At 48.1% G+C, this 15,887-nt stretch carries 19 protein-coding genes; 12 read left to right on the top strand and 7 right to left on the bottom strand.

Translation table 11 applies throughout. The annotated features are described in order from the left end of the window. Positions 1 to 24 precede the first annotated feature (24 nt). The 9 genes from C504_RS0104920 to C504_RS0104960 all read left to right on the top strand — a co-directional run bounded on the left by C504_RS0104920 (position 25) and on the right by C504_RS0104960 (position 7,673). A complete protein-coding gene (locus tag C504_RS0104920) occupies positions 25 to 1,236 on the top strand; it encodes a multidrug effflux MFS transporter (RefSeq protein ID WP_018688195.1) in 1,212 nt (403 codons plus the stop codon). 39 nt (positions 1,237 to 1,275) lie between these two features. Then, positions 1,276 to 2,163, top strand: coding sequence for a formate dehydrogenase accessory sulfurtransferase FdhD (gene fdhD / locus C504_RS0104925; RefSeq protein ID WP_018688196.1), 888 nt, complete (start codon positions 1,276 to 1,278; stop codon positions 2,161 to 2,163). Further along, the gene (gene mobA / locus C504_RS0104930; RefSeq protein WP_083923138.1) at positions 2,156 to 2,782 is read left to right on the top strand and encodes a molybdenum cofactor guanylyltransferase MobA; all 627 of its coding nucleotides are present in this window, start codon (positions 2,156 to 2,158) and stop codon (positions 2,780 to 2,782) included. The genes fdhD and mobA overlap by 8 nt, the downstream gene beginning before the upstream one ends. Beyond that, the gene (gene mobB / locus C504_RS0104935; protein ID WP_018688198.1) at positions 2,779 to 3,294 is read left to right on the top strand and encodes a molybdopterin-guanine dinucleotide biosynthesis protein B; all 516 of its coding nucleotides are present in this window, start codon (positions 2,779 to 2,781) and stop codon (positions 3,292 to 3,294) included. Before mobA ends, mobB begins: the two co-directional genes overlap by 4 nt. Continuing rightward, positions 3,291 to 4,562, top strand: a complete 1,272-nt coding sequence (locus C504_RS0104940) for a molybdopterin molybdotransferase MoeA (protein WP_018688199.1) — start codon at positions 3,291 to 3,293, stop codon at positions 4,560 to 4,562. The genes mobB and C504_RS0104940 overlap by 4 nt, the downstream gene beginning before the upstream one ends. Before the next feature lie 15 nt (positions 4,563 to 4,577). Further along, on the top strand, positions 4,578 to 5,132 hold the full coding sequence (locus C504_RS0104945) for a cytochrome b/b6 domain-containing protein (RefSeq protein ID WP_018688200.1): 555 nt from the start codon (positions 4,578 to 4,580) through the stop codon (positions 5,130 to 5,132). A 139-nt stretch (positions 5,133 to 5,271) separates the two neighbouring features. After that, complete coding sequence (locus C504_RS0104950) at positions 5,272 to 6,054, top strand: ABC transporter substrate-binding protein (RefSeq protein WP_018688201.1); 783 nt, start codon at positions 5,272 to 5,274, stop codon at positions 6,052 to 6,054. An 81-nt stretch (positions 6,055 to 6,135) separates the two neighbouring features. Beyond that, the gene (locus C504_RS0104955) at positions 6,136 to 6,843 is read left to right on the top strand and encodes an ABC transporter permease (RefSeq protein WP_018688202.1); all 708 of its coding nucleotides are present in this window, start codon (positions 6,136 to 6,138) and stop codon (positions 6,841 to 6,843) included. Then, positions 6,840 to 7,673, top strand: a complete 834-nt coding sequence (locus tag C504_RS0104960; protein ID WP_018688203.1) for an ABC transporter permease — start codon at positions 6,840 to 6,842, stop codon at positions 7,671 to 7,673. Before C504_RS0104955 ends, C504_RS0104960 begins: the two co-directional genes overlap by 4 nt. Here C504_RS0104960 and C504_RS0104965 read toward each other — a convergent pair. The 4 genes from C504_RS0104965 to C504_RS17230 form a co-directional block, all read right to left on the bottom strand. Continuing rightward, a complete protein-coding gene (locus C504_RS0104965) occupies positions 7,670 to 8,143 on the bottom strand; it encodes an Lrp/AsnC family transcriptional regulator (RefSeq protein WP_018688204.1) in 474 nt (157 codons plus the stop codon). The genes C504_RS0104960 and C504_RS0104965 overlap by 4 nt on opposite strands. A gap of 72 nt (positions 8,144 to 8,215) precedes the next feature. Continuing rightward, positions 8,216 to 8,818, bottom strand: coding sequence for a uracil-DNA glycosylase family protein (locus C504_RS0104970; RefSeq protein WP_018688205.1), 603 nt, complete (start codon positions 8,816 to 8,818; stop codon positions 8,216 to 8,218). After that, on the bottom strand, positions 8,815 to 9,447 hold the full coding sequence (locus tag C504_RS0104975) for a glutathione S-transferase N-terminal domain-containing protein (RefSeq protein ID WP_018688206.1): 633 nt from the start codon (positions 9,445 to 9,447) through the stop codon (positions 8,815 to 8,817). Before C504_RS0104975 ends, C504_RS0104970 begins: the two co-directional genes overlap by 4 nt. Continuing rightward, positions 9,444 to 10,043 carry a thermonuclease family protein gene (locus tag C504_RS17230; RefSeq protein ID WP_169385082.1) on the bottom strand — a complete coding sequence of 200 codons (600 nt, stop codon included), beginning with the start codon at positions 10,041 to 10,043 and terminating at the stop codon, positions 9,444 to 9,446. Before C504_RS17230 ends, C504_RS0104975 begins: the two co-directional genes overlap by 4 nt. 123 nt (positions 10,044 to 10,166) lie before the next feature. Between C504_RS17230 and C504_RS0104985 the strand changes: the two genes are divergently transcribed. Further along, entirely contained in the window at positions 10,167 to 11,720 is a 1,554-nt protein-coding gene (locus tag C504_RS0104985) for a sensor histidine kinase (protein ID WP_018688208.1), read from the top strand. 25 nt (positions 11,721 to 11,745) lie between these two features. On the opposite strand, the gene cobT is transcribed toward C504_RS0104985, so the two are convergent. Further along, complete coding sequence (gene cobT, locus C504_RS0104990) at positions 11,746 to 12,768, bottom strand: nicotinate-nucleotide--dimethylbenzimidazole phosphoribosyltransferase (protein ID WP_018688209.1); 1,023 nt, start codon at positions 12,766 to 12,768, stop codon at positions 11,746 to 11,748. A gap of 95 nt (positions 12,769 to 12,863) precedes the next feature. On the opposite strand from cobT, the gene cobS reads away from it, so the two are divergent. Next, complete coding sequence (cobS, locus tag C504_RS0104995; protein WP_169385083.1) at positions 12,864 to 13,664, top strand: adenosylcobinamide-GDP ribazoletransferase; 801 nt, start codon at positions 12,864 to 12,866, stop codon at positions 13,662 to 13,664. Positions 13,665 to 13,693: 29 nt separating this feature from the next. Beyond that, positions 13,694 to 13,915: a DUF1289 domain-containing protein gene (locus tag C504_RS0105000; protein WP_018688211.1), complete on the top strand. Its 222-nt coding sequence runs from the start codon at positions 13,694 to 13,696 to the stop codon at positions 13,913 to 13,915. Here C504_RS0105000 and C504_RS0105005 read toward each other — a convergent pair. Continuing rightward, the gene (locus tag C504_RS0105005) at positions 13,912 to 14,736 is read right to left on the bottom strand and encodes a sulfite exporter TauE/SafE family protein (RefSeq protein ID WP_018688212.1); all 825 of its coding nucleotides are present in this window, start codon (positions 14,734 to 14,736) and stop codon (positions 13,912 to 13,914) included. The two genes, C504_RS0105000 and C504_RS0105005, sit on opposite strands and share 4 nt — an antisense overlap. A 26-nt stretch (positions 14,737 to 14,762) precedes the next feature. Continuing rightward, the gene (gene dusA, locus C504_RS0105010; protein WP_083923129.1) at positions 14,763 to 15,860 is read right to left on the bottom strand and encodes a tRNA dihydrouridine(20/20a) synthase DusA; all 1,098 of its coding nucleotides are present in this window, start codon (positions 15,858 to 15,860) and stop codon (positions 14,763 to 14,765) included. Between the last annotated feature and the right edge of the window lie 27 nt (positions 15,861 to 15,887).

Genomic DNA, 15,887 nt, shown 5'->3' on the forward strand with positions numbered 1-15,887 from the left:
CCTCGTACTATTCATGAGGCTACAATGACGATTTCCGCAGACATTTATCAGGCAGCAAAGCCAAAAATTTGGATATTGGTCGTTCTGGCAGCGGTCGGTCCTTTAGCGATCAACATATTCGTTCCGTCTATGCCAAGCATCGCTCTCGATCTTGATGCACCTTATGCAACGGTGCAGCTGGGCCTATCGATGTACCTATTAGCCACAGCTGCAATCTCGCTTTTCTCTGGCCCATTGTCAGATAAATACGGACGAAAGCCCGTCCTTGTAGGGTCGCTTATTTTGTTTCTCGTCGGCTCCACCATCTGCCTACTGGCAGACAATGCTTCATCATTTCTAATTGGCCGTATAATTCAAGCAGCAAGTGCAACAGGTATGGTGCTATCGCGCGCGATTGTGCGCGATGTTTATCCACGTGAAAAATCAGCCAGCATGATTGGCTATGTCGTAATGGGCATGGCAGTCGCGCCCATGATTGGCCCTGCTATTGGCGGTTACATAGACAGTGTCGCAGGGTGGAGATGGTCCTTTGGCTTACTCACTTCATTTGGTTTAATTGCCCTTTTGGCAACTTTAATTTTGTTACCTGAGACAAACACAAATATCGGCCAAAGCGCCAGCAATCAGATACAGGGCTATATTTCGCTCGCAACAATGCCGATATTTTGGCTATTTGTCGGCTCGGCTTCGTTTACGTCAGCTGTCTTCTTTTCTTTCCTTGGCGGTGGCCCAGCTGTATCCAGCTTATTCTTCGGGCAAACACCTTTTGAATATGGAATGTACTTTTCCCTATGTGCCCTTGGTTATGCATTCGGCAACGGAATCGCCGGGCGATATTCTGAAGCCGTTGGCCTCGAAAAAATGATGTCCCTTGGTGCTATTTTCAGCTTTATCGGGCCGGTCGTCTCTCTTCTTTTGTTTTACCTGTCGGCAGAACCTGCTGCCTGGATGTTGTTCGTACCGCTTTCGCTAATCGGCCTTGGCAATGGCATGACACTGCCTAATGTCACGGCTGCGACCATATCGGTGAGACCAGAAGCAGCTGGTGCTGCATCCGGTCTGCTCGGTTCATTGCAAATTGGCGGCGGTGGTTTGGCATCGATTATTGGCGGCATCGTTGTTGGCGAAACAGGCTCTCCTTATGGGCTTTGCGCCCTATTGGTGGGCTTTGGACTTGCCGCATTAATTATCACCTTGATGGCGGCGCGTATGTCGCGCCGATACGAAGCAAATTAGCATTTGAAGTCAGCCCTCATCTTCAGGCATATAAGTGTCATGAACACGTCAGATGAAAATCAGTATTTGCTAGCGCCTAACCCTGAAGCTGAAGGTCTATCGACCCATGTTTCGGGATATGATGAAAACGGCCTACCCGTTACCGTCAATGTGGTGACTGAAAAACCGGTCACGCTTTACCTGAATGCGCAGGAAATCGTGACAATGATGACAATTGGCGACCACCCAGATCTTCTGGCTGTCGGCTATTTGCGCAATCAGAACATGCTCAAACCAGATGATGAAATCACCAGCATTGAGTATGATGATGATTTGGATGTCGTGGTCGTGCGCACAAAGCGCCAGACGAATTACGAACAAGTTTTAAAAAAGAAAGTGCGCACATCTGGTTGCGCTCAAGGCACCATATTTGGCGACATAATGGATGGGTTTGATGATGTCGCCCTCAACCCTGAAGCGCGTTTAAAAACATCTGACCTTTATCAGTTGACCAAGACCATCAACACGACGCCCAGCCTATATTTAAGCGCTGGTGCTATTCATGGCTGCGTGCTCTGCCAAGACGGGCGAGCACTGGTCTATATGGAAGATGTCGGCCGTCATAATGCGGTCGATAAAATTGCAGGCTGGATGCATTTGAACAACGAGCCCGCGGAGAACAAAATCTTCTACACCACGGGCCGCCTCACCTCTGAAATGGTGATTAAAACAGTGATGATGAAAATCCCTATTCTCGTCTCGCGTTCAGGCTTTACAGCTTGGGGCGTGGAGCTTGCACAGCGTGCTGGACTGACGCTCATCGGGCGTGCACGCGGCAAGCGATTTACAGCACTTGCAGGTCATCAACGCATTATCCGTGATCTGGACCTAGCATCAGTTGCCCATGAAGCCGCGGAACATGGGCGCAAAGGCAGCAAAGATGATTGAACTTGAAAACATCACGGGCGTCATTATTGCTGGTGGTCGCTCAACGCGCATGGGCGGCGGGGATAAATCCCTTTTGAAACTTGGCGATGTAACAATCCTTCAAGCTGTGCATCACAAATTGGAAGCTCAAGTCAAAGATATTGCCATCAACACCAATTCGGAGGATCCCCGTTTTAACATTGGCTCTACACCTTGCTTTTCAGACACGCTTGCTAACTTTCAAGGCCCGCTCGCAGGGCTATTAGCATCGATGCAATGGGTGCGTGAAAACCGCCCCTCCACAACACATATTGTGACGATTGCAAGCGACTCGCCGTTTTTTCCAGATAACTTGACCGCCGAGCTTGCAGCAAATGCGCCAGATGCCGAAACCATTATTATGGCAAAATCAGGAGGCTTTAATCACCCCGTTTTCGCTTTGTGGCCAGTATCTTTATGCAACGATCTTGAAAAATGGTTGAGTGACACTGGCATTTTAAAAGTGATGGCGTGGGTTCGTTCGCACCCGCATGTCTTTGTCGATTTTCCGTTTAAACAAGATAGCGATCCGTTCTTCAACATTAACACACCGGAAGATTTGGAAATCGCTCAGAAAATCTATCAGGAGCAGCAAGCATGACGAAGCCGCTTTTTGGTATTTCAGGTTTTAAGAACTCCGGCAAAACAACGCTCACGGCTTCGTTGATCGCCGAGTTCACATCACGCAAGCTAAGCGTCTCCTCCGTCAAGCATGCACATCATGAATTTGACCTTGATCAACCGGGCACAGATACTGACAAGCATCGAATTTCAGGCGCAAAGGAAGTCGTGATTTCCAGCGCAAAACGCTGGGCGCTCATGCATGAAATAAGCGCCAATGAAGACGAGCCTAACCTACAAACTCTCATCACACATATGGCAGATGCGGATCTGATTTTGGCTGAAGGCTTTAAAAGTGAAGGACATCCCAAGATGCTTTTGATCGCTTCTGCCGAGCAGGCAAAGCTTATGGGGCACATCAACAATGTCGTCGCTATCGCTGCCGAACTAGATATCGAGATCGACAGCGATCTTCCCCGTTTTGAGCGTAATGACATCAAACAGATCGCAGACTTTATTGCTCAGCATCTCAATTTAGAGCCACATTCATGAGCACCGCGCGCCAATTGCTTGATGATTGCTTTTTGCACGACAAAGACAGGATGAAACATGCCGAAGTTTTAGATACGATTGATCATAGTTTAAACTTGGTCGTCGATGACGAAGAACTATCATTAGATGATGCTTACGGACGTATCATCGCGCAAGATGTGATCGCGCCGCGCAATCTACCTTATACCGATAATACAGCCGTGGACGGCTACGCCTTTTCTCATGCAGACTATATTTCATACGAAGGAAAATTATCGCTCGGCGCGCTAATCGCTGCTGGTGATAGCCATGAGGTTACGTTGAAAAAAGGTGAATGTGCGCGCATATTCACTGGCGCAATCATGCCACAAAACGCCGATACGGTGGCCATGCAAGAAGATTGCGAAATCACAGAAGATGGGAAAATCTTTATTCCGTCAGGCTTAAAATTGGGCGCCAATTGCCGCAAAGCAGGTGAAGACCTCAAGGCTGAAACATGCATTATCAATCAGGCAGAGCTTTTAACGCCAGCGAAAATTGCAACGCTCGCCTCTATTGGAATGACACAAATCAAACTACGCAAAAAATTACGCATCGCAATTCTATCGACTGGCAATGAAATACTTGATGCGTCGCAACCTTTCACAGTCGGCAAAGTTTATGACGCCAACAGGCCGATGCTGAAAGCGCTACTTGCCAGCCCAATGGTGACAATCAGCGATTTGGGCATATTGCCAGACAATGAAGCGGCAATCACACAAGCCATGCGCGATGCTGCTCAAAATCATGATTTGATTCTCACAAGTGGCGGCGCATCACGCGGTGACGAAGATCATATGCTCAATGTGCTAAGCAATTTGGGCAAGCGGCACCTTTGGCAAATCGCGATTAAACCGGGCCGCCCCATGATGTTTGGACAAATCAACAATTGTGTTGTCGTTGGCCTGCCCGGTAATCCAGTCGCATCTATGGTTTGCGCCAATCTTTATGTTTATCCTGTCATAGCAAAACTGCTAGGTATCCCTATCAAGCAGCCGCAAGGCATATCGGTAGCAGCTGACTTTGAAATCAGAAAGAAGAAGACTGACCGACGCGAATTTTTGCGCGGTTGGCTGCAAGAAGATGAAAATGGAAACACCATTGCAGTAAAGTTTGATCGTGACGGTTCAGGGCTGATAACGGGTCTGCGCAAAGCAACCGGCTTGATCGAAATTCCTGAAGAGGTAAACAAGATCAACAAAGGCGATCGGGTGCGTTTTGTACCATTTCATGCCTTCAAACCAAGTTGAGTGCAGATTAAATAAATGACCGAAACAATATTGCCGCATGATGTACCAAATGAAAAAGCAGATCCGGCGGCGAACTATTCACTGCTTTCTGTGATCAACCATTGGCTTAGCGTGCTTGCAATTCTCATTATGGTTGCCACGCAGCAACTTGATTTACCTTCTATTCATTTGAGCTTTGGCCTGCTACTCGCACTGCCGTTAATATGGCGCGTTGTTTTTCGCCTTTCGCGCGGGTTTCCACGTACGCCCAATCAACACCCGACAATTAGTTTTCTTGAGCGCTTAATTATTATCGGCTTATTGGCCGCGATTTTTCTGCTCGCAGTTACCGGACTTATAATGCCGTTGCTCTCTGGCGCTGCGTATAACTTTTTCAATCTGGTCAGCTGGACAGCATCTTATTCAGGCAACCAAGCGGCATTGGAGATGACGCAGCAGGTACATTTGTTCTGTGCAACAGCCCTATTGCCATTATTTTTACTTCATTTGGCAAGCTTTGCGCGCCATGCCATTATTAATAAAAATGGCAATACTTTGCGCATGTTAAAACCACTGAACGGCGGCAAATAATCGGTACACCCATTTTTTGTCAGCTACTCCGATTTCTTGTTGCATTTCAATGTAAACTAGTGGGAAGATCAGGCACCTAAAACATTGGGTTTAAATGACACTGCGAAAACAGCAGTGCACAAACTACAAGGGAAGAAAAATGCGTTTTACAAAAACAATTCTGGCATCTGTTGCAGCAGTCGCGCTTTCAGTCGGCGCAGCGCAGGCAGAAAGCCACGCTATGAAAATAAAAATCGGTACTGAAGGCGCCTACCCTCCATTTAACAGCCTTGAAGCAGACGGCTCTTTGGTTGGATTTGATATCGACATTGCAAAAGCTCTTTGTGAAGAAATGAAAGCAGAATGTGAATTTGTAACAAGCGATTGGGATGGCATCATCCCTGCCCTTCTTGCTGGCAAGTTCGATGCAATCATCGCGTCTATGTCAATCACAGACGAGCGTAAAGAGCAGGTCGACTTCACAAACAAATACTACAACACACCGCCAGCAATTGCCGTACCAAAAGACTCTGACATTGCAGAAGCAACAGATGCAGCCCTTGCAGGCAAAACACTTGGTGCTCAATCTTCAACAACGCATTCTAACTATGCTGAAGAAAAACTAGGTTCTGCTGAACTGAAACTTTACCCGACACCAGACGAATACAAACTTGATATTGCCAGCGGCCGTATCGATGGCGTGATCGACGATGTTGTTGTTCTTTCTGACTGGCTCGCAACAGAAGACGGCGCATGCTGTAAATTGCTTGGCACTTTGACACCAGACTTGGCGATCAATGGCGAAGGCGCAGGTATTGCGATCCGCAAAGGCGAAGAAGAACTGCGTGAAAAATTCAATGCAGCCATTATTGCGATCCGCGAATCTGGAAAATATGAAGAAATCAACACAAAGTATTTTGATTTCGACGTTTACGGCGACTAATTATTCGCTTTAATTAAGAGAGCGGCGGGAGTTGTATGAACTTCCGCCGTTGTCACATCAACAAGTCGAAGGGACTGGGATTTGACGAGTTGGGAGTTACTCTCCTTTGGAGATCTGGGCTGGGGTGATGAAATCGCCTCAGGTGTTTTAATAACAATAACGCTTGCTTTGGCCACGCTTCCATTTGGACTGCTGATCGGTTTCTTTGTAGCATTGGCTAAACAAAGCCAAGAATGGTCGCTGAGAACTGCAGCCGATATTTACACAACGATCTTTCGTGGGCTGCCGGAACTTCTAACATTGTTCCTCGTCTACTTTGGCATGCAGATCGCCATACAAAAAATCATTGTCATTCTTGATCTGGACATATCGTTCGAATTTAATTCGTTCGTCGCAGGCATGATTGCTTTGGGTTTGGTTTTCTCGTCCTATGCATCAGAAGTATTTTTATCCGCATTTCGCGCTATTCCACTTGGACAATATGAAGGTGGATTTGCCTTAGGCGTGCGAAAATCGGTCGTCATGCGGTTGATAATCTTCCCGCAGCTTGTTCGCATTGCACTTCCTGGCCTAGCAAATTTATGGATGCTGCTCTTAAAAGACACCGCGCTTGTTTCAGCTATCGGGCTAGCAGACATCGTAAGGCAAACCGGCATTGCAGCGCGCGTTACCAAACACGCTTTCTTGTTCTATGGCGTGTCTTTTCTACTATTTTTTGTTCTGGCGCTTCTATCATCGATTGTGATTTCACGCATTGAAGCCTTTAGCGAAAAAGGTGATGCCCGATGAAATTCGTAGCCACAGAAATACTGCCCGATCAGGCCCCGCCGCCGCGCCCACCAAGACAATGGAATAGCGCACGCATAAGCGGAAACATCCTCATGCTGTTTTGGACAGCAGCAGGCATTGGATTAATCTGGTTTCTTTTTACGTCATGGGACCCGGAAAAGTTTGATAAATACGGCATAAAATATTGGACCGGATTGCAAACTACCCTCACGCTAGTCGCTGTTTCTATTGCACTAGGCGCAATAATTTCATTGCCGATTGCCTTCGGTAGATTGTCGAAAAATAAGATCATCGGTGCACTCTCGTTTTCCTATGTCTATATTTTCCGTGGCACACCGTTACTCGTTCAAGTGTTCCTAATTTATTATGGTCTAGGCACCTTTCGGGCAGAATTGGACGCGTTAGGCATCTGGATATTCTTCCGTGATGCGTGGAACTGCGCTATTTTGGCCTTCACACTTAATACGGCAGCCTACCAAGCTGAAATTTTGCGAGGCGCCATTCAAAGCGTGCCTAAAGGCCAGTGGGAGGGAGCAGATTCGCTCGGCATACCGCGCTGGAAAACATTCCAGAAAATCATTTTGCCGCAGGCTTTGATTGTCGCACTGCGCCCCTATGGCAATGAAATCATCCTCATGGTCAAAGGCTCTGCCATCGTTGCGCTAGTGACCGTTTTTGACTTGATGGGCGAGACCCGCCGCGCCTATTCACGTACCTTTGATTTCCAAATGTATATCTGGGCGGCGGTATTTTATTTCGTTATCGTCGAAGTCTTACGCAATATTTGGAATGGGTTGGAGCTGCGCCTCACACGCCACCTAAAACGTTAAGCCTTGTCGATCACCATATAATCAAGCGGCATTTCTGTTGTGTATTTGATCTGCTCCATAGCAAAGGCAGACGACACATCACGAATTTCAATCTTGGTAATCAAGCGCTGATAGAATGCATCGAAGGCCGCAATATCAGGAACGACAACGCGCAGAAGGTAATCAACCTCACCGCTCATACGGTAAAACTCGACAACTTCATGAAACTCGCTAATCACCTCTGAAAAGCGTTTGAGCCATTCAACAGAATGCGTGTTTGTACGAATTGATACGAAAACGGTTACACGGGCATTGATAGCCTTAGGATCAAGAAGCGCAACGCGTTTGCGAATAACGCCTTCATCTTCAAGCTTTTGAATTCGGCGCCAGCACGGCGTAGTGGACAAGCCAACAGCTTTCGCAATATCAGCTACAGAAGATGTGGCATCCTCCTGCACAAGTTTCAAAATTTTTCTATCTAAACGGTCCATACGGTATGACTTTCTAAAATGCGATGCAGAAAATGCACGCGTTAGAATTTAATTCCGTACCACAATGAGCAGTCAAAGCAAGTCTTGAACGCGTTTCTTTAGTACAGGCAACACATCTTCCGCAAACCAAGGGTTGCGCTTGAGCCATCCTGAATTACGCCATGAAGGATGGGGTAGAGGTAATATGGCAGGCTTTTCATCAATATAGTCGCGCCACGCCTGCACGGTTTTTGTCATGTTGGATTTACGTTTCGCGCCCAAATGATAGGCTTGCGCATATTGGCCAACAACCAAGATAAGTTCGATCTGCGGCATTTCCGAAAAGACACGGTCATGCCAGTGCATTCGGCATTCTTTGCGCGGCGGCAGATCGTCGCCCTTTGCGTCATAGCCCGGAAAGCAAAACCCCATCGGCACAATCGCAAGCTTATTAGCATCATAAAAATCTTGCGCATCAATGCCCATCCAATCGCGCAGACGCTCGCCAGAAGGGTCTGTGAACGGTTTGCCGGATTTATGAACACGCATGCCCGGTGCCTGCCCGCATATACAAATGCGCGCCTTGCTCGATATAATGCAAACCGGATTTGGCTCATGCGGCAGTGGTGCGCCGATAGGTTCTTCTACACATATACGGCAGGCTTTAATTGCAGTGCTTAATGTGCTCACGCTCATCGGCTATAACTTGGCCTTGATCGCACAACCTCAATCCACCGACTGAAATGCGGTAAGTTTTCATCATAAGCGATGCGTGCAGGTTTTGAAAAATCCACAGCAATAATGCCGGTTATGTCCGCAACCGTAAAATCATCGCCGCAAATGAATTCATTATCGGCAAGATGTTCATTCAGTAATTTGGAAAATCGAACCGCTTTGGCTTTATTGACTTCTCCCCATTCTGGAACTTGAGGCACTTCCCAGTCCTTCATACCCGGATGGATATGGCGAAAGGCTTGTGCGACGGGATAGAGGAGCTGAAGTTCAATGCGGCGTTGCCACATTTCAAAAACAGCCACCTCTTTCGGGCCTTTACCGAAAAGAGCCCCATCGGGATAAAGGGCATCAAAGTAGCAGCAAATGGCGATGGACTCAGTGATCACATCGCCATCCGGCAATTGCAACAAAGGCAATTGTTTCAGTGGGTTGAGCGCAGATATTGAATCACTTTTATGCTCCAAAGCACCCATATCAACAGGCTTGACCGTTACGTTGATATCGCGCTCTGCCAAATAAATCGCAACGCGGCGTGGGTTGGGCGCACGCCCACCATCAAAAAGCGTATGGTCTGTCGCATCAATGCTCATATGTTACTTTCCTCGGGTAAAAACCAATAGCTTAACCTACGCCAGAGCCCATGCCAAATACGGCCAGAAGGACTGTCTATTAAAGCGCTGTGTGTCGCGCGCCAGTCTTGTGGCCGGTCAAATTCGCCTTGCCAAAGTCCACGTTTTTCATGCCGCGCCAAACGTTCTTGCCAACCATAACTACCATAGGAAACGGCCCATCCAGCGGCCACTAATTGTGCATTGAGACTGGTTTTTCCGACAAAGCATTCAGCTAAGAAGCGGCCATATTTATCTTTGCCCTCAACGTAACATTCAGGCGCGCCCCGACTGGCAAGAGCGCGCAAAAAATCCCGCGCTTCGATACCGCAGCGATAATCTCCCTTTGGTGAACCGCATATTTGCTTAATCTCTGGGGCATCAATTCCCACCAACCGTATCCGCTCATCGCCGTTCTTCAAACTATCGCCATCAACGACTTTAAAATCAGCGGTTAGGCGCTCTCGGCTTTGATGTTCAAGCCAGCTGGCAGCAAAAGCGACGACGGCAAACAACAAGATAAGCCGCAAATATCCGAATACGCGCCATTTTTTACTTTTTCTATATCGCTTACTCAAATTGTAAATCCTGAGAATAGAAGGGACTTGTTAACCCATTAGAAAGTATAAATTGGGTTCTACGCGGCGGCATCGTCGTTCGCGAGTGTTCGCTTTTTTGAATGTGTTTGTTGTGTTGTTGAAATGATTTCCACGGAAAATCTTCCCGATAAAACCATTGTTGACCGTCGCAAGACTGTGCGCAACCGTGACTTGCGAAACACAGTGCAAAAAAGCCGCGAACGGCTCGCAAAACAAAGCATGGTATCACCGGAATACTCGTTAGAACTCTTGAAGCTCCACGCGCATGCGATCGTTTCTTCAGTCGTTGCGGTTCCGCTGTTGGTCGTACTGGCATCTTTTGCAGGTTTCGCAATTGGATTTGGGCCTGAGATATTTGTTTGGGCTACACTTTCATGCCTGATCTACACAGCCATGGCATTGCTATCACGCCGTTTCTTGAAAACAGGGAAAAAAGACACTCGCAAACTCTGGACACGTATTTTTCTCCTAGGTCATTTGTTTGTGGGTCTATCTTGGGCTGTATTAACAATCATACCATGTGCGTCTTGCGGCGCTGAACCTGCCATATTTTATAAAGCAATTCTTTTGCTTATGGCGACATCGGCAACAGCAACAATTTGCTACACACTGCCAATCACCATCGTTATCTCATTCGCCATTCCGGTTGTGGCATTTGGTGCACAATACGGTATGCAACAGACGGGAATGTTGGCAACAGCATTGGTTTTCGCCGGTTTGTTATTCTTCACTTTCGTTGCTGTGCGCCTTGAAAAATCATCCAAATCCGGTCTCGCCTATCAAAATGAAAACCACTCTTTGGTGGCCGAATTGGAGATGGCAAAATCAATTTCCGATGAAGCGCGCCGCCGCGCTGAAGAAGCCAATTTGGCCAAATCGCGTTTTCTTGCATCCATGAGCCATGAGCTACGCACACCGCTTAATGCGATCTTAGGTTTTTCCGAAACCATGAGCGCAGAAATTTTGGGCCCACTTGGAAACGACACCTACAAGACTTACGCAAAGGACATTCACAGTTCAGGTGAGCATCTTTTAAACCTCATCAACGAAATTCTAGACTTAAGCCGTGTCGAAGCAGGCAAATATGAGATCAAAGAAGAAACCCTGCGCCTGACCGATATTGCAGAAGATTGCATGGCTTTGATTCAGATGAAAGCCGATCAAAAGAACATTAAAATCGAACCCAATTTCCAAGAAGGTTTGCCGCGCGTGCTGGCTGATGAACGCGCAATGCGCCAAGTTCTGCTCAACACGCTTTCAAATGCTGTTAAATTCACACCGTCAGGTGGGACGATTAAACTACTCGTCGGCTGGACCGAATCCGGCGGCCAATACATGTCCGTTGTCGACAATGGCCCTGGCATCCCAGAAGAAGAAATCCCAATCGTTCTGTCTGCATTTGGACAAGGTTCCATCGCGATCAAAAGCGCAGAACAAGGCACAGGTCTCGGCCTTCCAATTGTGCAAGCATTGCTCTCAATGCATGGCGGTAAACTGGAATTGCGTTCGAAATTGCGTGAAGGCACAAAAGCGATTGCGATCCTTCCCCGTTCCCGCGTTTTAAATGAATTGCCGGCAGAGCCAATAGAAAATCAGCAAAAGTCAAAACGCCATGGGCTTCACGATAAACGAAGCCAACAGCGCTCAATCGCTTAGTTGATTATAGGCATTCAACTGCCATTTACGCCTTGTCGCTAACGCCTGCCTGCTCAAATGTTGCCATTCCGCTATGGCATAGTGCTGCAGCTTTAACGATACCCGCGGCCAATGCTGCGCCAGTCCCCTCGCCCAAGCGCATATCAAGATCGAGGATTGGCTTTTTGCCAAGCTTCTCAACAACTGTTCTATGGGCTTGTTCGGCTGAAACATGCCCAATCTGGCAATGGTCTAATGCATCAGGCGATGCAGCATGCAAAATAGCTGCTGCAGAAGTGGCAACAAAGCCATCAATAATAACTGGGATACTCTCAACGCGCGCAGCTAGAATTGCACCAGCCATCGCTGCAATTTCGCGGCCTCCCAAACGGCGCAATACTTCGAATGGATCTTTCAAATGGTCTTTGTGAAGTTCAACAGCCTTGCGAATAACATCTGCTTTTAATGCAATCCCTTCAGGGCTGTGGCCTGTACCTGCGCCAACCCAGTCTTCTGCCTTGCCGCCATATAGCGCATAATAGATGGCCGCTGCGATAGTTGTGTTGCCGATACCCATCTCGCCAATACATAAAAGATCAGTGCCGCCTGCAATGCTCTCCATGCCAAACGCCATTGTTGCAGCACATGTGCGCTCGTCCATTGCCGCTTCTTGCGTGATGTCAGCCGTTGGCAAATCTAACGCCAAGTCAAAAACTTTAAGACCAAGATCATGGGCAATACAAATCTGATTGATTGCGGCACCGCCTGCTGCAAAGTTTTCAACCATTTGTGCAGTCACGCTAGATGGAAATGGCGATATGCCCTGCGCCGTAACACCGTGATTGCCAGCAAACACAGCCACAAGTGGTCTGGTGACCGCTGGCGCACGGCCTGTCCATGCAGCAAGCCATACAGCAAGCTCTTCAAGACGGCCAAGCGATCCGGCAGGCTTGGTCAAAGTGGCATCGCGCTGGCGCACAGCTTCTGCTGCCTCAAACGCTGGCTTTGGCAAATCGCGAACAAGCGCACGAAAATCATCAAAAGGTAATCCAGTAGTCACGAAAGCCATCCATTTTGAAAGTGTGGTTATTGCTCTTCGATTAGCCTATAGCGTTACTCAACTAAACCCCCAATTGTTCCAAGAATGTCGCAGGAAAGATGAAATTGAACTCACCCATCGCAGAAACAGCCCGCGCTCTTGCTTTTTTGACCCGCCTGCCCGTGCCAAATACTTATTTCAATGATGATGATGATGATGCGCATAACGAAACAATTCAAAATGCGGGATACTTTCCGGCAGCTGGAATTGTAATCGGCTTGCTGGGTAGCGTAGCTTTTATTATCACCCACATATTGCATCTGCCCGCGGCGCTTTCATCCGCCATTGCAATAATCGTAGTCATCATTTTGACGGGCGCATTACATGAAGACGGCTTGGGAGATATCGCCGATGGGTTTGGCGGCGGCGCAACCAAAGAGCGCCGACTTGAAATTATGAAAGATTCGCGCCTCGGCACCTATGGCGTCATTGCCGTTATATCTTCGCTGCTCCTGCGTGTTCTTGCTCTCACGGCAATCCTACAAGCCTCAGGCGTTATTGCCGCATGCTTTGCGATGATTGCCGCGAACGCCGCCTCGCGCGGCGCAATGGTATGGATGTGGTCTGATCTTCCTCCAGCACGTATTGATGGCGTGTCCGGCCAACTAGGAAAACCGCATGAAAACGCCGTCTCCATAGCAGCCGTTATGGGCTTAGGCAGCGCTTTGATATTCGGCGTTTTAGGGACCGGATTTATATCCGCAACAATCGCAATCGTACTTTCAGTGATGATTATGATTGGATTTCAAAAACTATGTATGAAAATGATTGGCGGACAAACCGGCGATACACTCGGTGCGTGTCAACAATTGGTAGAGATTACCATGCTCGTTGGCCTTGCCAGCACCTATGCAATCACTATCTAACAAACATAACAGAACTAAAGTGAAGACTAATGGAATCGCCCTGCATCCTTTTATGCTCAATTGATATGAACACGGGCCATTGTTATGGCTGCGGGCGCACGCGCGATGAAATCGCTGCATGGACAGTGTATTCAGATGAGCGCCGTAAAGAACTGATGCAAGAGCTACCTGCACGCGTTGCTAAAATCGAAACACGGCCACGCCGCGTCACAAAGCGCCGCGCCATGAAAAACAGCAACAAAAGCAGTTAAGTTACGCTATATACGAAGCGTGCAGCTACGATCAGCAAGAACACCCCAAAGCCCACCTCAAGATGTCTCTTCTTTAAGCGGTGCGCAACATTTGCACCAAGCGGTGCCATATAAAGCGTAATGGGAATGATCAGCGCAACGCCGATCCAATTCACATAACCGGTAGAAAATGGCGGTAATCCTGCCTGCCCCCACCCGGCCCAAATCGCGCCAAACAGGCCAGGCACTGAAATTAAAACGCCTGTACCGGCAGATGTGGCAACAGCTTGGTGAATGGATCTGCCATATAAGGTCATAAACGTATTGTTTAATACACCACCACCAATGCCCATCAGCATCGAAAGAGCACCGATCACAACACCGGCAATCCAGCGAATAGGACCCGTTGGAATATCGCTTCCAAGCTGCCAGCTTTCACGGTGAAAAATAAGCCGCAAACCAACAATTGTGGCAATGCCTGCAAACACCACGCGCAGCTCTGTTGAGGAAATACTGGCAATGACCAAGGTTCCCAAAAGCACGCCAATGGGAACCCATATGATGAATGATTTAAACACATCCATTGCGACCGCGCCCTTTTTATAGTGGGCCGAAAATGATCGCAGAGATGTGGGAACAATGATTGCGAGCGATGTACCAATCGCAAGGTGCATACGCACAGCATCGTCGATACCGGCCACGCCAAATGCAAAGAAAAACACCGGAACCAGAATAGCGCCGCCGCCAATGCCGAACAAACCAGCTAGAAATCCGGCAACGACACCGGAAGCCGCAACAACACTGGCCAAACCAGCGATAAGTGTCCAATCCAACTCAGCCAAAACGCCTCCGATCTCAGGCGTTTAGCTTACGCCGCCTGAGAAGGGTCTAGTGCATTGTCACTATCTTTGCCAAGCCCATCCCTGACGATATCAAACGCATCGCGCAATACTTGGCTTGAAGCATTAGGCTTAACCGATTCATTGGACAAAATTTGTCTGAAACGCCGCGCACCAGCTACGCCCGGAAAGAGGCCCACCATATGCCGCGTGATGTGATTCACACGAATACCGCTATCGCTTGCGATTTGAGCATCAATGTAATCACACATCGCATCGATGAGCTCGCCAGCATCAAAGCTTGCGTTCTCCTCGCCATAAACCAGCGGATCGACGTGCGACAGGCACAGCGGATTTTGATAAGCGGCACGGCCAAGCATAATGCCGTCAAGCGTAATCCCTTCCCCCTTCGCAGCATCCAAACCATGAATCACATTCTCAAGACCACCGTTCAAACCAATGAAACGACTCGGATTTTTTGCCTTGAGCTGTAGCACACGCGCATAATCTAAAGGCGGCACATCGCGGTTTTCTTTCGGACTTAAACCTTGCAGCCAAGCTTTTCGGGCATGAACCCAAAGCCCATCACAACCTGCATCCCATGATTTTTGAGCAACATCATCCAGCGCTTTTTGTGTGTCTTGATCATCAACACCAATACGGCATTTTACCGTCACAGGAATATCGACAGCTTCTTTCATCGCGTCAACACATCGCGCGACAAGGTCCGGTTCACGCATCAGGCAAGCGCCGAATGTACCAGACTGAACACGGTCCGATGGGCAGCCCACATTCATATTGACTTCGGCATAGCCATAATCAGCGCATATGCGTGCAGCCTCGGCCATCTTCTGCGGCTCACTGCCGCCAATTTGAACAGCGACCGGATGTTCAACCGCATCAAAACCTAGCAACCGCTCACGATTACCATGAATGACCGCGTCCGCCACAACCATTTCCGTGTAAAGCAAAGCATGTTTGGTCAATTGGCGATGGAAAAAACGACAATGCCGATCCGTCCAGTCCATCATGGGGGCAATTGAAAAAACTAAATGTTTTTTAGCGTCATAAACATTTGATATTACAGTATCTTGAACACGATCACGAACAGTCTCATTAACTCTCATTGGGTCTATTATGTACCTTTTGGGGTA

The organism is Ahrensia kielensis DSM 5890, assembly GCF_000374465.1.
Taxonomy (GTDB): Bacteria; Pseudomonadota; Alphaproteobacteria; order Rhizobiales; family Rhizobiaceae; genus Ahrensia; species Ahrensia kielensis.